Source organism: Thermococcus sp. MV11, assembly GCF_012027285.1.
GTDB lineage: Archaea > Methanobacteriota_B > Thermococci > Thermococcales > Thermococcaceae > Thermococcus > Thermococcus cleftensis.
The window spans coordinates 21,298-35,991 of the sequence record NZ_SNUD01000005.1 but is presented as its reverse complement, the minus strand read 5'-3'; the positions used below and the strand labels follow the sequence as shown (position 1 = coordinate 35,991).

The 14,694-nt window shown below is 57.3% G+C and carries 14 protein-coding genes; 5 read left to right on the top strand and 9 right to left on the bottom strand.

What is annotated here, in order from left to right:
* Positions 1 to 4: 4 nt before the first annotated feature.
* Positions 5 to 1,327: an HAD family hydrolase gene (locus E3E27_RS10415; protein WP_167774530.1), complete on the bottom strand. Its 1,323-nt coding sequence runs from the start codon at positions 1,325 to 1,327 to the stop codon at positions 5 to 7.
* A gap of 57 nt (positions 1,328 to 1,384) precedes the next feature.
* Between E3E27_RS10415 and E3E27_RS10410 the strand changes: the two genes are divergently transcribed.
* A complete protein-coding gene (locus E3E27_RS10410; protein ID WP_167774529.1) occupies positions 1,385 to 2,293 on the top strand; it encodes a glycosyltransferase 4 family protein in 909 nt (302 codons plus the stop codon).
* On the opposite strand, the gene cas6 is transcribed toward E3E27_RS10410, so the two are convergent.
* Complete coding sequence (gene cas6, locus E3E27_RS10405; protein WP_167774528.1) at positions 2,250 to 2,999, bottom strand: CRISPR-associated endoribonuclease Cas6; 750 nt, start codon at positions 2,997 to 2,999, stop codon at positions 2,250 to 2,252. The two genes, E3E27_RS10410 and cas6, sit on opposite strands and share 44 nt — an antisense overlap.
* Before the next feature lie 214 nt (positions 3,000 to 3,213).
* On the opposite strand from cas6, the gene E3E27_RS10400 reads away from it, so the two are divergent.
* Positions 3,214 to 4,410 (top strand): proteasome-activating nucleotidase, encoded by a 1,197-nt coding sequence (locus E3E27_RS10400; protein WP_014789171.1) that lies wholly within the window; start codon positions 3,214 to 3,216, stop codon positions 4,408 to 4,410.
* On the opposite strand, the gene E3E27_RS10395 is transcribed toward E3E27_RS10400, so the two are convergent.
* Positions 4,397 to 5,521: an MFS transporter gene (locus tag E3E27_RS10395; RefSeq protein ID WP_167774527.1), complete on the bottom strand. Its 1,125-nt coding sequence runs from the start codon at positions 5,519 to 5,521 to the stop codon at positions 4,397 to 4,399. The two genes, E3E27_RS10400 and E3E27_RS10395, sit on opposite strands and share 14 nt — an antisense overlap.
* 98 nt (positions 5,522 to 5,619) lie before the next feature.
* Here E3E27_RS10395 and E3E27_RS10390 point away from each other — a divergent pair, with 98 nt between their 5' ends.
* Both E3E27_RS10390 and E3E27_RS10385 read left to right on the top strand, forming a co-directional pair.
* Complete coding sequence (locus tag E3E27_RS10390) at positions 5,620 to 6,552, top strand: serine/threonine-protein kinase RIO2 (RefSeq protein ID WP_167774526.1); 933 nt, start codon at positions 5,620 to 5,622, stop codon at positions 6,550 to 6,552.
* Positions 6,542 to 7,033, top strand: a complete 492-nt coding sequence (locus E3E27_RS10385) for a hypothetical protein (protein WP_014789168.1) — start codon at positions 6,542 to 6,544, stop codon at positions 7,031 to 7,033. The genes E3E27_RS10390 and E3E27_RS10385 overlap by 11 nt, the downstream gene beginning before the upstream one ends.
* Here E3E27_RS10385 and E3E27_RS10380 read toward each other — a convergent pair.
* The 4 genes from E3E27_RS10380 to E3E27_RS10365 are packed head-to-tail and all read right to left on the bottom strand — an operon-like array spanning position 7,002 to position 11,052.
* Positions 7,002 to 7,970 (bottom strand): radical SAM protein, encoded by a 969-nt coding sequence (locus E3E27_RS10380; protein ID WP_167774525.1) that lies wholly within the window; start codon positions 7,968 to 7,970, stop codon positions 7,002 to 7,004. The two genes, E3E27_RS10385 and E3E27_RS10380, sit on opposite strands and share 32 nt — an antisense overlap.
* A 2-nt stretch (positions 7,971 to 7,972) precedes the next feature.
* Positions 7,973 to 9,157: an MFS transporter gene (locus tag E3E27_RS10375; RefSeq protein ID WP_167774524.1), complete on the bottom strand. Its 1,185-nt coding sequence runs from the start codon at positions 9,155 to 9,157 to the stop codon at positions 7,973 to 7,975.
* Positions 9,157 to 10,077 (bottom strand): isoaspartyl peptidase/L-asparaginase family protein, encoded by a 921-nt coding sequence (locus E3E27_RS10370; RefSeq protein WP_167774550.1) that lies wholly within the window; start codon positions 10,075 to 10,077, stop codon positions 9,157 to 9,159. Before E3E27_RS10370 ends, E3E27_RS10375 begins: the two co-directional genes overlap by 1 nt.
* A gap of 60 nt (positions 10,078 to 10,137) precedes the next feature.
* The gene (locus tag E3E27_RS10365; RefSeq protein WP_014789164.1) at positions 10,138 to 11,052 is read right to left on the bottom strand and encodes a phosphate uptake regulator PhoU; all 915 of its coding nucleotides are present in this window, start codon (positions 11,050 to 11,052) and stop codon (positions 10,138 to 10,140) included.
* An 88-nt stretch (positions 11,053 to 11,140) separates the two neighbouring features.
* Between E3E27_RS10365 and E3E27_RS10360 the strand changes: the two genes are divergently transcribed.
* Complete coding sequence (locus E3E27_RS10360) at positions 11,141 to 12,307, top strand: MFS transporter (RefSeq protein ID WP_167774523.1); 1,167 nt, start codon at positions 11,141 to 11,143, stop codon at positions 12,305 to 12,307.
* Between the two features lie 11 nt (positions 12,308 to 12,318).
* On the opposite strand, the gene E3E27_RS10355 is transcribed toward E3E27_RS10360, so the two are convergent.
* The gene (locus E3E27_RS10355; protein WP_167774549.1) at positions 12,319 to 12,903 is read right to left on the bottom strand and encodes an indolepyruvate oxidoreductase subunit beta; all 585 of its coding nucleotides are present in this window, start codon (positions 12,901 to 12,903) and stop codon (positions 12,319 to 12,321) included.
* 119 nt (positions 12,904 to 13,022) lie between these two features.
* Complete coding sequence (lysS, locus tag E3E27_RS10350) at positions 13,023 to 14,603, bottom strand: lysine--tRNA ligase (protein WP_167774548.1); 1,581 nt, start codon at positions 14,601 to 14,603, stop codon at positions 13,023 to 13,025.
* Positions 14,604 to 14,694: the final 91 nt, after the last annotated feature.

The following is a 14,694-nucleotide window of genomic DNA, read 5'->3' as shown; positions in this document are numbered from 1 at the left end:
ACCATCACCTCAGCTTGTCAAACAGCAGGTTGAGGGCTATCTTGACGCCCTCGAGTATGTTGGTACCCTTCTTCATCGAGTACTCCGTGTAGACAGCCTTGATTGGAACCTCAACGATTCTGCAACCTGCTTTAGAAGCCTCGATGATGATCTCGCTGGAGACTGCGTAGCGGTCGCAGGTTATCCTTATCTTCGCGGCACAGTCCCTACTGAAGCATCTCAGCCCGCTCTGGCTGTCGCTCACGTACTTTCCGGCGAAGACGGCAGTTATGGCGTCGAGAATGAAGTTGCCAAAGCGCTTCACGAAGGGCATCTCCCTGGTGTCGCCCTTGAGCCTAGAGCCGACCGCGAAGTCGGCCCTTCCCTCAGCGACTGGCCTCATGACGCGGAGGGCGTCACTTACAAGGTGCTGGCCGTCGGCGTCGAAGGTAACCACCAGCCGAGCGCCTTTCCTGAGGGAGTACGCTATTCCAGTTCCAAGGGCCCCGCCAAGACCCCGGTTGATGAGGTGGGTTAGGACTCGAACGCCCCGAGAACGCGCTATCTCCCCCGTTCTGTCCATGGAGCCGTCGTTCACAACCACTATCTCATCGCGCCTGAAGTAGCGGAGGAGATCGTCGAGGACTTTGCCCACCATCAGCTCCTCGTTGTATGCGGGGACAACGATGTAGGTGCTCAGGAGATTCTCAGCGAGGGTCGTGAATTCCCTCATCGTGGGAACCTCAAAGTCCGGCTCGGCATCGACCGAGAAGCTCATTCTTCCCGACTCATGGGAGGTCACAATAACGGAGAGCGCGCCCAGCTCCCTGGCCGGAAGAACATCGTAGCCGTGGTCGCCGACGACGAGGGTCTTCTCGGGGGGGACGCCGAGGGTCGAGACTATGCGCTCCAGCTGGCCGGGATTGGGCTTGAGTTCATCGGCCGTAACGTCGTCCCTGGTGGAGACCACATCGAAGTAATCAGAAATTCCGTGCATCTCAAGGGCCCTGAGCGCTGCTTCCCTGGAGCTTCGGGTCATCACCGCCAGCCGAACTCCCCGGCTCCTCAAGAAGTCTAAGGCGTCGATAACACCGTCAAAGAGAAAGCTTTCCTCCATTCTCTCCGTCTCAAGCCTCACGAGGTGAGCGTAAAGCTTCCCGAATTCCCGTCCGGTTTCCCGGGCTATCCTCTGAAGGCTCTCGTACATCGGCGTGAGATCGCCAAGAAGGCGCTCTGGAATGCCCTCTGCCAGAAGGCGTGTCTTAAGCTCCTCCTTGAGTTGAGCGAAGGGCTTCGGCGCACCGACGAGGGTGCCGTCAAGGTCGAAGACCACCAGCTTGATGTCCATGCCATTTCACCGAAGGATTTATTTTCGAACGCTCGTAAAGGGGTAGGGTGCCTGAGTATGATTGAGGTGGCTCCGCTTATAGGTTTAACCCTGACGCTCATCCTGACGCCTTACCTGGCCAAAACCTTGAAGAACGCAGGGGTGGTGGGAAGGGACATACACAAGCCCAACCGCCCGGAAGTGGCCGAGATGGGCGGGCTGGCACTGCTCATCGCGATTCCCTTTGCCCTCGCGCCGTTCCTCGACGCTGAAACCGCGAGGGCCCTCATCACGTTCCTGCTCTTTGGCGTCGTTGGGGTGATAGACGACCTGACGGCATTAAAGCAGTCCCACAAGGTTGCGCTGTCCCTGCTGGCGGCCGTTCCCGCGGCCTTTCTCGGCGCCTCCAGCGAGGTGAGCGTTTTTGGATACACGATAAATCTAGGAATCCTGTACCCAGTCTTCGCCGTTCTCTTCGTCACGGGCTCCGCCAACCTTGTGAACATGCTCGCGGGATTCAACGGGCTGGAGGTGGGAACGAGCGCGATAGCCCTGGCTTTCCTCGCCGCCATAACAGACGGCCCGGCCAGGTGGCTGGCACTCACCGGGACGGGAGCGGCCCTCGGCTTCCTCTGGTGGAACCGCTATCCAGCGAGGGTATTTCCGGGAGATACCGGAACCCTGAGCCTAGGCGCGCTGATAGGGCTGGTAGGGATAACCGGCAAGGTCGAAGTCTGCGCGGCGGTTCTGCTGGTCCCGCACTTCCTGGACTTCACGATAAAGGCCCTCGGCGTCCGTTTCGGCGTCAGAAAGCACGGGAGGACGGAAGTGATGCCGGACGGAACGCTGAAAGCTCCACCATACCCGAGCTTTCTGGGGCTGATAATGAGAAGGGTCAGGGTAACGGAGCCGCGGCTGGTGGCTATAGTCTGGGGGATAGAGTTTATTCTCGGCCTCCTGGTTCTTGCTCTTCATCTATCACCTTGACCATTCCAAAGCCGTACCTGGTCTTCTCCCCAAAGCCGTTCTCGTAGCCGAAGCGGGCTATCTCCCTCGAGCCGGTGTAGCGGAATATCATGAGAGAACCGCGGTAGTAGGTGTCCTTGACGAGTATCCTAACGGGCTTGAACTTAACGACCTCGATTGAGAAATCCCTCTCCTCGGGCATCTCCCCCATTATAGCCGAGTAACGCATTAGCATTACCTTGCGGAGCTTGTCAAAGAAGCTCTCCTCGTTGGGGTAGAGATCCCATATCTTCATTCTGTTACCGCTGAGCTTGACGGTCCTTACCATTATCGGGCTGAGGGTCGAGAAAAGGGCACTTCTCTCAATTTTAGGCTCCTTGAGAACCTTTATGTCCTCGGCAATAAAGGCGGCATCACCTATCTGGAGAACGGGACTATCGATGAAGCCCTCAACGACGGCCTTTATCAGCTCGCTCGATGAGGAGGAGACGTAGAGAGAAACGTCATCTGAGAGAACCCTTATCCCGCGGTCTGGAATGAGTTCGCGCTTCCTCACCATTATGCGAGAGAAAGTGAAGTAATCGACATGGCTCACCTCGGCTTCCCTAGCAATCTCGGGAGAAACTATCGCCATCTTCTCGAGGAGCTGCGTGTAAACGTCATAGTTGTAGTTGAACGGAAGAATAGTGCCCTCCTCCGCGGGCCTGAACTTTATCTCCACCCTCATTACAACCCACCCCTCGGTATAACCTCCCTTATACTCCGTGTTTAAAGTTAATAAGAATTTCGCAAATTAAACCACCTGGAAATTACCTCGAAGCATCGTCCAGCAAATCCGCACGTCCGAGGCCAAAAGTATATAAGGCAACGCATCAACATTGGGAGAAGGATAGAGTTAAAAAGACCCTTCTTCAGATAATTCCATGTGAGAGGTGAAAATTATGAGCGTTGAAAACGTTGGTGTCAAACCATCGGACGAGTACGATGATTACGTCACGTATCTCAAGAGACGCATAAGACAGCTCGAGCTACAGGTGAGAACCCTCGAGGCTGACAAAGAGAGGCTGGAAAGGGAACTCTCGCGCCTCAGAATGGAGATGTCGAGGTTAAGACAGCCACCGGCCTTCGCAGGAACGCTCCTCGAGGTCCTCGACGATGATAGGGCCATAGTCCAGAACTTCAACGGACCACGCTTTGTCGTCAGGATAGCCCCCTGGATAGAGAGAGACAAGCTCAAGCCCGGCTCCAGGGTAGCCCTCGACCAGAGAACCATGGCCGTCGTCGAGCTTCTCCCGAGCGAGAAGGATCCGAGCGTCCTCGGTTTCGAGGTCATCGAGAGGCCCAAGGTCAGCTACGATGACATCGGCGGCCTGGACAAGCAGCTCCAGGAGCTGAGGGAGGCGATAGAGCTCCCGCTCAAGCACCCCGAGCTCTTTGAGAGGGTCGGAATAGAGCCGCCCAAGGGAGTCCTCCTCTACGGACCTCCCGGCTGCGGAAAGACGCTGATGGCCAAGGCCCTGGCCCACGAGGCCAACGCAACCTTCATACGCGTCGTCGGTAGCGAGCTGGTGAGGAAGTTCATCGGTGAGGGAGCAAGGCTCGTCCACGAGTTATTTGAACTCGCCAAAGAAAAGGCCCCAACCATAATCTTCATCGACGAGATCGACGCCATCGGAGCGAAGAGAATGGACGAAACCACCGGCGGCGAGAGGGAAGTGAACAGGACCCTCATGCAGCTTCTCGCCGAGATGGACGGCTTCGACCCGAGGGGCAACGTGAAAGTGATAGCGGCCACCAACAGGCCGGACATACTCGACCCGGCCCTGCTAAGGCCCGGACGCTTTGACAGGCTGATAGAAGTTCCACTCCCCGACTTCAGGGGAAGACTGGAGATACTCAAGGTGCACACGAGGAAGATGAACCTTAAGGACGTGGACCTGCGCGTAATCGCGGAGATGACCGAGGGAGCGAGCGGTGCCGATTTGAAGGCCATAGCCACCGAGGCGGGAATGTTCGCAATAAGGGATAGGCGCGAGTACGTTACCCAGGAAGACTTCCTCAAGGCCATAGAGAAGGTCTTCGGAGCAGAGCAGAGGTTGGCCCAGCAGATAGCGATGCACGAGGTCATGTACGGCTGATTTCTCTCTTTTCAGCCACTTCCTCAACTTTTATTATCGCTAAGGCAACCAGATACATCGCCGGCATAGCCAGAAAGGCCCTCTCATAGCCAGTTTTGTCTATCAGGAGTCCGATGAAGTATGGCCCAACAGTGGCACCGAGGAAGCCAACCATGTTAACGAAGCCCATGACAGGACCAAGGTTCTCCTCACCCGCCTTCTCCGCGGTGTAGGCGGTAACGATGGCCCCGACCGAGTAGAAGGTCAGGCCCAGGGGGACAACAACCCACGGCGAGGCCGTCAGCGCCAGAACCAGCGTTAGGAGGGCGTTGAGACCAAAGACCATAGCTATGCTCCCCTTTCCGATTCTATCGTAGAGGGCGCCGCCGAAGATGGACCCGGCTATGCCGATGAGGGACAGCAGGGAGAAGAACAGGGAAGCTTCCTGCACCGAAACCCCAGAGTTCACGAGGAACGAAACGAGGAACGTGAGGAGGCCGAAGAAGGCCGCCAGAACTATGAAGTTTGCAACGCTAAGGGGAATGACGTTCCGCGGAATCGAAAACCTGACTCGGGACGGCCTGGAAACCTCGCCTCTGACGGCGAGAGCGAGCGCTATTCCGACGGCAAGGCTCATAACCGAGAGCACCGGAAAGGCGTAGCGCCACTTGAGGTTCACCGCTATCGGAACCACTATCAGGGGGGCTATCCCGCTCCCAACGGGAGGGCCCACCATGAAGACTCCCAGAGCGGAACCCTTCCTCTCCCTGTAAACATCGCTTATGAGCGCGGTGGCCGGGGCGTAGTACAGGCCGGAGAACAGGCCGTAGAGTGCGCGAACTGCAATCAACTCCCAGTACTGGCTGGCGAAGACTATGAGAGCCGATGATATGGAGTATCCGATTATGCTGATGAGCAAGAGATACTTCCTTCCTATCCTGTCCCCGATATAACCAGCAGGGACCTGAATAAGGGCGTAGGGAAGCAAGAGGGCCGTCATCAGAAGCCCGGCCTCCGCGTTGCTTATGCCCAGCTCGGCCCTTATCATCGGTATCAGTGGTGGAACGGCCATTCTATGGGCGTAATTGAATATCCAGCCGAGGCTCACAAGGGCGAGGAGCTTCCTGCGCATGGTTTTCGATAGACAGTTTAACGTTTAAAAGTCTGTTGGGCAGGAGCGGCCAACTACTTTTATAAATCTCGACAAAAAAGCAGGTTCAGGGAGAGAAGATGGTGAGCAAACTCCTGGCGCTCGAAGCTTATCCCAACCTCAGGGACCTTGACTTCCGGATACTCAGAGGGGTAGAGCTGAACATGCGCCACCACCGCTGGGTTCCCCTGGAGGACGTGGCGAGGTTCGCGAGAGTGGACGTTGAGACGGCCTCCTTCAGGCTCGGAAAGCTCGACGATTGGGGCCTGGTGGTGAGGAGGGGAGACATAGGCTACATAGGCTACCAGCTCACGATACACGGCTACGACGTCCTGGCGATAAGGGCCCTCGCGAGAAAGGGAGTGGTGGAGGCCATAAATCCCGCCCAGGTTGGGGTGGGTAAGGACGCTGACGTCTATGTTGGAATAACGCCCTCGGGCGAGAGGGTGGCGGTCAAGTTCAACCGCATAGGTGGGAGAACCGCATCGAGGAGAGCCAGTTACCACAGGCACGTCTTCAAGGACAAGCACCACACGAGCTGGCTCTACGTTTCGAGGCTGATAGCCAAGAAGGAGTACGAGGCGCTGACACTGCTTAGCCCAATAGCGAGGGTTCCGAGGCCGATAGCATGGAACAGGCACGTGGTGGTCATGGAGTTCGTCGAGGGCACCGAGCTGGCGGAGCTTCGCGATACCGATCTGAGCAGGGAGGAGGCGGGGGAGATACTCGAGAAGGCCCTCGAGGAGTACCTCAAGATAGTCCGCTTCGGCATAGTGCACTCGGATATGAGCGAGTTCAACATCGTCCTGACAGAGGGGGGAATACTCATCATCGACTGGGCGCAGTACATAACCACCGCCCACCCCGAGAGCTACGAGCTGCTAAAAAGGGACGTAACAGTTCTCCTGAACGCGTTCCGCAGAAGGTGGAGGGTTGAGCGCAACTTTGATGAAATCTGGCCTGCCTTTGAGGAGGCCTGGAGGGAGAGCAGGGGTGAGGGAGATGGTGATTAAGTACGAACCCCTCAACAGAAGGGAGAGAATCGTGAGGCTCTTCCGCGAGGCTATAGAAGCCGAGAACAGGCGCGACCTCGAGACGGCAAAGAAGAAGCTCGACGAGATAATGGATCTCGCGAGGGAAGAAGAGCCGGAGTTCTACTTCGAGGCATGCTTCAGAATGGCCGATATCTTCGTCCAAGAGGACAACTACCGCGGGGCTGTCAAGTGCGCCTTACGGGGAATCCACAGGGCGCCGAGTCTCGACCTCTACCGGCTGGGCGTGAAACGGCTGGGGGACATACTCTTCATAATGAAGCAGAACGGCCGGCTCGGCGAACTGGCGAGCGAGATGGACGTCACGCTGGGCCTGATAAAGGAGGACGAGGAACTTCACAGCTTCGCCCTGGCACTCGTCAGGCTGGCCCGGGGAGAGGAGGTGGCGGAGGAGTTCTCCCTTGAGGAGTTCAACGAGGTTCTGAGGAACCTCCGAGGATAGAGTCAAGGATCCTTTCCACGTACTCCGTTTCCGGCCTTACCGGGAAGTTGTACGGCTCTTTTCTGGGCCTCTCGTTGTAATAAGGCCTGTTGCAACCGGGGCAACCGTGAGTTGTAAAGACCTCTGGCGGAACGAGCTCGAGGAGCCTCTCCCTGGACAGGCCGAGGCCGACAAGATTGCCGTTTCCATCGAACTCCAACTCATCAACCCCGACCAGACCCTCACGAAGGAGGTAGCTGACCAGCTGAATCCTGCGATAGCGGGCGAGACTCGGGGGTCGGTGGTTTTCCAGGCGGGTCCCCCTGACCGGAGTGAACGCGAAGAGGGAAACGTCGGCGTCCATCGAGTATGCCCTGGCCAATGTCTCGACGGCCTCCCTGTCGGTCTCGCCGAGGCCTATTATGATGTGGATTAGGGCCTTCCCTGGGCCGAACACATCGATGATGTCCTTGGTAAAGTCCCACATATCGCCCCAAGAGTAGGGGGAGTCCTTTATCTCAGGGTAGAGCCTCTCGCTCGCCACGTCCAAGCCAACGCCGATGTAGTCCACCCCAAGGGAGCGAAACTTCTTGAGGACGGTTTTCTCAACCGGCGTTATCGAGACGGAAACCGGCAGTCCAAGGGGTTGGAGCTCGCGGAGCAGGCTGAAGGTGTCCTCGACCATTCCAGGGTAGTCTATCGTCTGGAGGCATATCCTCGCAAAGCGGCCCGAGGGAAGGGCCTCAACGACTTCCTCCACCTCAAAAGCTGGCCAGGTTATGCGGGAGAGCTTTTTCAGGTCCGCCCTGCTCTCCCTCGCCTGGGGACAGAAGGCGCAGTTGTTGCGACAGCGGCCCTCATGGTAGGTCATGAGGTACGCGGTGGTTGGTCTGGCAAGCATTCTAGCCCTTATCAGTCCCATAGCTATCGCCGTTCCGTAGGAGACCCTGACGAGCATCTCTACCCCCCACCCGGCTCACTTCCAGAGCTTAAAAACCTTGGGAGCTGAACCGAGAGCAGGGCCAGGAAGGCTATCCAGGGGAGAAGCGGAAAGACGGCGCCGTAGCCCGAAGCTTTGGCCACGTAACCGAGAAGAAGCGGACCGATGAGGAAACCGAGGTCGAAGAACATCGTGTATATGCCCGAGCCAAAGGAGCGTATCCTCTCGGGGAGGTAGGCCAGGGCCATCATCTGGAGCGACGGAACGGCCAGGCCGAAGCCGGCTCCGATTATCGCGGCGCTGACGTAGGCCCCGGGAGGGAAGAGGCGGGCGTTGAGAATAACGTAGGCCGCTATGATTAGGGAAAGACCCAAAGAGGCTACTTTGACGGGGCCCCTGAGGTCGGCCTGCCTTCCCCCAATGACCCTTGTAAAGAGGGAGGAGGCGCCCATTATGCTGGCGTAAGTCCCGAAGGCGGCCGTTCCAAGGCCCGAGACCTTGTAGATAGCAGGTAAAAACGTGTTGAGGCCGCTGTAGGCGAGGCTCATGAAGAGCAGGCCAAGGGAGGCGAAGACGAAGAAGGGGCTGAGGAGCTGCCGGTAGCTGGCCCTCTCCTCGCTCTTCCTCCGCCTGGGCAGGTGCTTACCCACGTGACGGTAGGCGTTGAGGACGAGAAGCGTGGAGACCAGCGAAAGAAAGGCCGCGACTGAAAAGGCTACGGTGAAGCCCGAGAAATCGGTTATGTAGCCCCCCAAAGCGGGACCGATGAGGTTGCCGAGCGAGAACATCGTGCCCCTCCAGCCAAGGGTCTCTCCAACGCGGCCCTTAGGCGCGAGGTCTATGGCCGTGGAGAGGTTCGGCGGGAAGAATATGCCCATCGCGAAACCGTGAAGCCCCCTACCGAGGGCGAAGAGCCAGAGCTGGGAGGTGTAGTAGGAGAGCACGTAGAGAACCCCAGCGACGATGCCCAGAACCGTCCCGGCCACCATCAGGTGAAACCTCAGCCCTCTGTCGCCGAGGAAGCCGCCGAGGGGCTTCGTCACGAGGGCCACGACCGCGGAGACCGCGGCGACTATTCCAACCAGGAACGGGTCGGCGCCGAGGGATATCGCGAAGGGCGATATGAGAGGACCGACTAGGGCTATTCCAAGAAAGAAGAAGAACGTCGCGAAGTGCAGGTACCAGATGTCCCTGGTAGCGCCCACTAAACACCAGCCTCCGGTTCCTCCATGCCGTCCTTCATGAAGGCGTAGCTCATGTGTTTAGTATTTTTCGCGAAGCCGACGTTGCCCTTTGCATCGACCATTATGATGCCCATGGTATCGGGGCCAAAGTACTTGGTCGCGAGGCTTATCGCGGCTTCGCTCGCGCTCTGGGCGTCCATGCCCAACCTGACGAAGTCGGTGGCGCTTTTAGCCAGGGCGAGCTTTATCGCGACCTCGCCGAGGCCCGTGCAGGAAGCTCCAGCCACTTCGTTGGCGTAGGTGCCGCCGCCGATTATGGGGGTGTCACCGACCCTGCCGAACATCTTGAGGAAAACTCCCCCGGTTGATGTCCCTGCAACCACCTCCTCGCCGTCAAAAGCCACCGCCCCGACCGTGCTCCTCAGCACCTCGGGGTACTCCCTGATGAGCTCGTTCAGCTTCTTCCAGTGCCTCGTTTCGCCCCTCTCGATGAGCTTCTTTCTGAGCTCCTCCCACTGCTTCAGCCGCTCCTCGGTAACCGGGTCGTACTCCTCGAAGCCGAGAAGCCTCGCAAACTTTACAGCTCCTTCCCCGATTAAAAGCACGTGGTCGGTCTTCTCCATGACCTTCCTCGCAACGCTTATCGGGTTCTTGACCCCCCAGATTCCGGCAACGGCTCCTGCATCGAGGGTCTTTCCGCGCATTATTGCCGCGTCCATCTCCACCTTCCCGTCGAGGGTAAGAACACTCCCCGTTCCCGCGTTGAAGACCGGATTGTCCTCGAGGGCCTTCACCGCTTCCTCGACCGCGTCTAAAGCTGAGCCCCTCTTAAGCTCCCTCCAGCCCGCTAAAACGGCCTCTTTAACACCAGCAATGACCTTTGGAATGCGCTCCTCCTTCCTTATCGTTCCGGCGCCGCCGTGAACTATTATCGCGACCATGAGAACCACCGTAATAAAAAGCCCTCGAACGGTTAAAAGGGTTATGGAAACGAGGAGAAATCAGCTGAGGGCCATGTTGATGACGGTCTCACCTATATTCTCGAGGTACTCCAGAATCCTGCGGTAGCTCTCAAGCGCGATTGACTGGCGGTAGTCGATGGAGCGTATCTCCTCCTTCAGCTCGAGCATCAACCTGTCTATCTTGCCCAAGTCCCTCGCCTCTATCTGGGCCATCATCTGGTCGAACTTCTCCTTCAAGTAGGGAACGTTGATTTCCCCCGGGTTCTCGGCTATGCGCATTATGTGATCCCCTATGCGCTCGATGTTGCGGACTATGAAGAGTATGCCGAGCAGGTCAAAGGTTCTCCTTATTATCCCACTCTCCTCGGTGACACCGCGCTTGGTTAGGAGCCTGTTCACCGCGCGGATTATGAGGAAGTAGAACCTGTCCAGCTCATTCTCGAGATCGCTGATGTCCCGGAGTATTTCACCGTCCCCGGGGTTCTGAATGAGGAGCTCAAGATCACCAAGCATAGATATTATGAGGGAGCGTATTCTGTTTAGGAGTTCGGCCAGATTGACCTCCTCCTCGTCGAGGAGACTTTTGGCGACGATGCGCTGGGGCTCGTCGAGGATTATCTCCACTCCCGGAAGGCTCTGGAGAACCTTTCGCATCTTGACCTTGTATATCGGCATCTCCTCCGCCAGGTGTATCTCGAGGACGTCGTAGCCCTGAATGTAGGCAGATATTACCAGGCGGACGGCCATGTCGGGAGAGTACTCCCTCGATATGCGGAGAACCTTCTTCTCGCTTACCTCCCTCGGCTCCTTGGGGAATATGGTTATGCTCCCGTCAGGGTTTATGGAGAGGGGAACGACGTCGCCCTGGCCAAGCCCGTGCTCCCTGACCCATTTCTTTGGGAGTGAGATTATGTATGAACTCCTGCCGGTAAATTGTATCTTTCTGAACTCCATAGATACCACCGCCGATATATAGAAGGCGCGGGAGGTATAAAAGGCTTCGATTCGATAGGCTTATAAACGCTATGAGGGACGTTTCACTATGCTCTCAGGCTACGGCAGGGACGCGAAGATACTCATAGCGGCGAACGCGGCCGGTCAGCTCTTCCTCCAGTTCTCCATATTCATTATGCCGTTCTATCTGGCTGTTCTCGGCTACGACATGGCACAGATGGGGACGTTCTTCTCGATACAGACGTTTACCGGCGGGCTGTTCTTTCTGGTAGCCGGCCAGGTTTCACTGAGGCTTGGCTACAGAAAAACCCTCATCATCTCCGCCCTCCTGGGGCTGGCCGGGAGACTCCTCCAGGTGGCGGCGGTGAACGACTACGTCCTCGCCCTCGGGTTTTTCCTAGTCGGCGCCAACATGGGTATGAGACAGCCAAACTTTACCGCCCTCCTCAGTGAGGAGGTCGGAGAGGAGCAGAGGCACCACACCTTCTCGATAAGCTTTGGCCTAGGAACAATATTCAACGCCCTCGGAGTCCTGATAGCGGGCTTTGCACCCGACTTCTTCACCGGACTGGGACTGAGTGAGGGGACCGCCTACCGGCTGGTCGTCTCGCTTGCGCTCCTCCAGTTCGCCCTCGTGATCCCGGCGCTGCTCATAATAAGCGACGTCCCGGTCAGGAACCCGAGGATAAACTGGAACCGTGAGCTGGTCGTGAAGATACTCAAGTTTTCCCTGCCGAGTGCTCTGATAGGCTTCGGTGCCGGAATAACGATACCCTACATGAGCATCTACTTCAAGCTCCAGTTCGGACAGACGCTCGCGACCATAAGCGGGGTATTCTTCCTCCAGCAGCTCGCGATGGGCCTCGGCTCCTTTGGCCTCCCAAAGCTGGTGGAGAGAATAGGCCCGGTCAAGGTCATAACGTCCTTCCAGAGCATGGCGGCCTTTCTCTTCGCCATATTCCCCTCGATAGAGACCTTCTTGCTGGCGGCGGCCCTCTACATAATCCGCTCGATCCTCATGAACATCGTGTGGCCCATAAACGACTCTTTCATGATGGGATTCTTCTCAACGGAGGAGAAGGCGACCGCGGCGGGAATCAGGAGGGCCTTCTCCACCTTTATGCGCGGCGGTGGAAACTACGTCGGCGGTCTGCTCTTCGGAATGTCCCTGAGTTATCCCTTCTACGCAACGGCGACGCTCTACGTGATAGCGACGGCGATATTCTACGCCTTCTTCATAAAGCACAATGAGTGAGAGAAAAAGAATCACCCTCCAGCCAGCTCCATTCCCCGCTCGAGCGCCCGGAAGTTAATCTCCCAGAGCTTCTCGCGGAGGGTCAGCTTTATGCCCTCGTAGAGGGACTCCTTCCTGAGCGGTACCAGGCCCTTCCCGTAGGCATAGCCGAGCATCAGGACACCGAGCGTTCTGGGGTTTATCCTATCCGCCTCGCGCTGAAAGTTCATCATGTGAACCTGGCAGATTCTCGCTACCGCTTCCTCGATTTCATTGAGTTCAGGATACCTCTCCTTGCCGACGAGGGTCGTTGCGGTATGTATGGGATAGGCGTTGATGACGGCCACGCTGTTTTTACCCAGAAAGCGGGCGTTCCTTAGTGCCTCGGCCGGCTCGAGGGCCAGCATGAGGTTGGCTCTACCTTCTTCGATGAGGGGCGAGTAGACCTCCTCCCCAAAGCGCAGGTAGCTTAGAACGCTCCCGTAGCGCTGGCTCATTCCCAGGGTCTCCCCTATGCGGACGTTGTAGCCCTCGTGCATCGCCGCGTTCCCAACGATGCGCGAAAGGGTTAATCCTCCCTGACCGCCGACGCCGGTGATTATCAGGTTGAACTCCATGAGCACCACCGGATTCAGTTGGAGTGGAGGGATAAAAACCTGTTGCCGAGAAACTTCGGCAGATGAAGGGAGCACCCGAAAATACTGTGAATCACACCGGCAAAACTTGAAAAAAGAAATCACGCCTCCATGCGGAGGCGCTTAACGACGAACTCCCTATCGAGCGAGGCCAGAAAGCTCGCGAGCCTCGGGCCGCGGTCCTTTCCGATGAAGAGGTTGTAAAGGGCCTTGAACCACTCCTTGCTGGGTATCCCACGCTTCTTGGCGGCATCGTAGAGCACGTTGTTGAGTTCATCAACGGTGAACTTCTCGCGGCTCTCAAGCCAGTCCGCGACCTCGAGCATGGCCTCCCGTACCTCCGGCCTGAGTTCGAGCTCCGGAACCTTCCCAAGGAGGCTGAACTTCACGTTCTCCGGAGCGTACTTCTCGACCCAGTTTCTGGCTAGCTTAATCCTCAGCTTTATCCTCTCGACGTCTTCATCGCCCAGTTCCTCCGGAACGTGTCCCTGCTCCTGGAGGACGCGGATTATGCCATTTTCGTCCAGGTGCGGCATCTGGACGAGTGTAACGAGGAACCTGAAGGGGGCCTGAGCAGTCAGCCTCTCCGGAACCCTCGGCATCGAAAGCTCGTAGGTTCTCTTCAGCTCGGCCTCCTCATCGGGATTCTTGGCCCGTTCAATGCCAAAGTAGATGCGCTCCACCCTGTCAAACTCGTCGTAGAGGTTGAGCAGGCCGAGGCCGAGGTCTATCTTGAGCTCCTTGTTGGGCCTTGCTTTAGCGTAGATGAAGCGGATTATTCCTGGCTCGAGAACCTCGTAGAGGTCGCTGAGGAGTATCACATTACCCTTCGAGCCACTCATCTTGCCCTTCTGTCCCTTGATTCCGACGAACTCGTACATCAAAGTGAGCGGTGCTCTCCAGCCGAAGACCTTCTCCGATATCTCCTTTCCCGTGTCGTATGAGCTCCCAGCGGCTAGGTGGTCCTTTCCGGCCGGCTCGAAGTCCACCCTGAAGTGGGCCCAGCGCATCGGCCAGTCCACGCGCCAGCGAAGCTTGACGTTGCCCTCCCTTATGTCCGTCTCTCCCTCGCTCCCGCAGTGGGGACAGCGGTAGGAAACCTTCCACTCACCGTCCCAGGAGATGAATTCGGCCTCCCTCCTGCACTTCGGGCAGTAGACCATGACCGGCTGCCAGCTCTCCTCGAGGGGCGGCTGCTTGGCCCTCTCGCGGTACTTGTCGAGTATGGCCTTTATCTCATCGCGCTTTTCAAGGGCGAGCTTTATCTCCTCGGCGTACTCGCCAGACTTGTACAGCTCGTAGGCGTGGAGAAAGTCCACCTCTATGCCGAGCCTCCTAACTTCCTCCTCAAAAAGCTCCATAAAGTGCTCGGCGTAGCTGTCATGGCAGCCCCATGGGTCGGGAACCTCGCGAACCGGCTTCGTGAGGTGCTCCTTCCACTCGGGCGGAACGTTCTTCGGCACCTTTCTAAAGCGGTCGTAGTCGTCCCACATGTGAATGTGGCGAACCTTCTTTCCCCTGTCCCTCAAAGCGTGGCCCACTATGTAGGCTGTGAAGAACTCGCGGAAGTTGCCTATGTGAACGTAACCGCTCGGCGTGATTCCGCTCTCTACCACGTACTCCTCCTTGTCGCCCCTTTCGCGGATTATCTTTTCGGCCATGTAGTCAGCCCAGTGAACCATTCTCACCACCGCGCTTAGCTCTGACGAGGGCCTTTTAAGCTTAAGCTCGGCAAACTGAACAACCCAAGAACGGAAAATTTTATAAACTAAA

Coding starts and splice junctions, on each gene's coding strand:
- E3E27_RS10415 (WP_167774530.1), bottom strand. CDS start 1,327: ATGGACATCAAGCTGGTGGTCTTCGACCTTGACGGCACCCTCGTCGGT.
- E3E27_RS10410 (WP_167774529.1), top strand. CDS start 1,385: ATGATTGAGGTGGCTCCGCTTATAGGTTTAACCCTGACGCTCATCCTG.
- cas6 (WP_167774528.1), bottom strand. CDS start 2,999: ATGAGGGTGGAGATAAAGTTCAGGCCCGCGGAGGAGGGCACTATTCTT.
- E3E27_RS10400 (WP_014789171.1), top strand. CDS start 3,214: ATGAGCGTTGAAAACGTTGGTGTCAAACCATCGGACGAGTACGATGAT.
- E3E27_RS10395 (WP_167774527.1), bottom strand. CDS start 5,521: ATGCGCAGGAAGCTCCTCGCCCTTGTGAGCCTCGGCTGGATATTCAAT.
- E3E27_RS10390 (WP_167774526.1), top strand. CDS start 5,620: ATGGTGAGCAAACTCCTGGCGCTCGAAGCTTATCCCAACCTCAGGGAC.
- E3E27_RS10385 (WP_014789168.1), top strand. CDS start 6,542: ATGGTGATTAAGTACGAACCCCTCAACAGAAGGGAGAGAATCGTGAGG.
- E3E27_RS10380 (WP_167774525.1), bottom strand. CDS start 7,970: ATGCTCGTCAGGGTCTCCTACGGAACGGCGATAGCTATGGGACTGATA.
- E3E27_RS10370 (WP_167774550.1), bottom strand. CDS start 10,077: ATGGTCGCGATAATAGTTCACGGCGGCGCCGGAACGATAAGGAAGGAG.
- E3E27_RS10365 (WP_014789164.1), bottom strand. CDS start 11,052: ATGGAGTTCAGAAAGATACAATTTACCGGCAGGAGTTCATACATAATC.
- E3E27_RS10360 (WP_167774523.1), top strand. CDS start 11,141: ATGCTCTCAGGCTACGGCAGGGACGCGAAGATACTCATAGCGGCGAAC.
- E3E27_RS10355 (WP_167774549.1), bottom strand. CDS start 12,903: ATGGAGTTCAACCTGATAATCACCGGCGTCGGCGGTCAGGGAGGATTA.
- lysS (WP_167774548.1), bottom strand. CDS start 14,603: ATGGTTCACTGGGCTGACTACATGGCCGAAAAGATAATCCGCGAAAGG.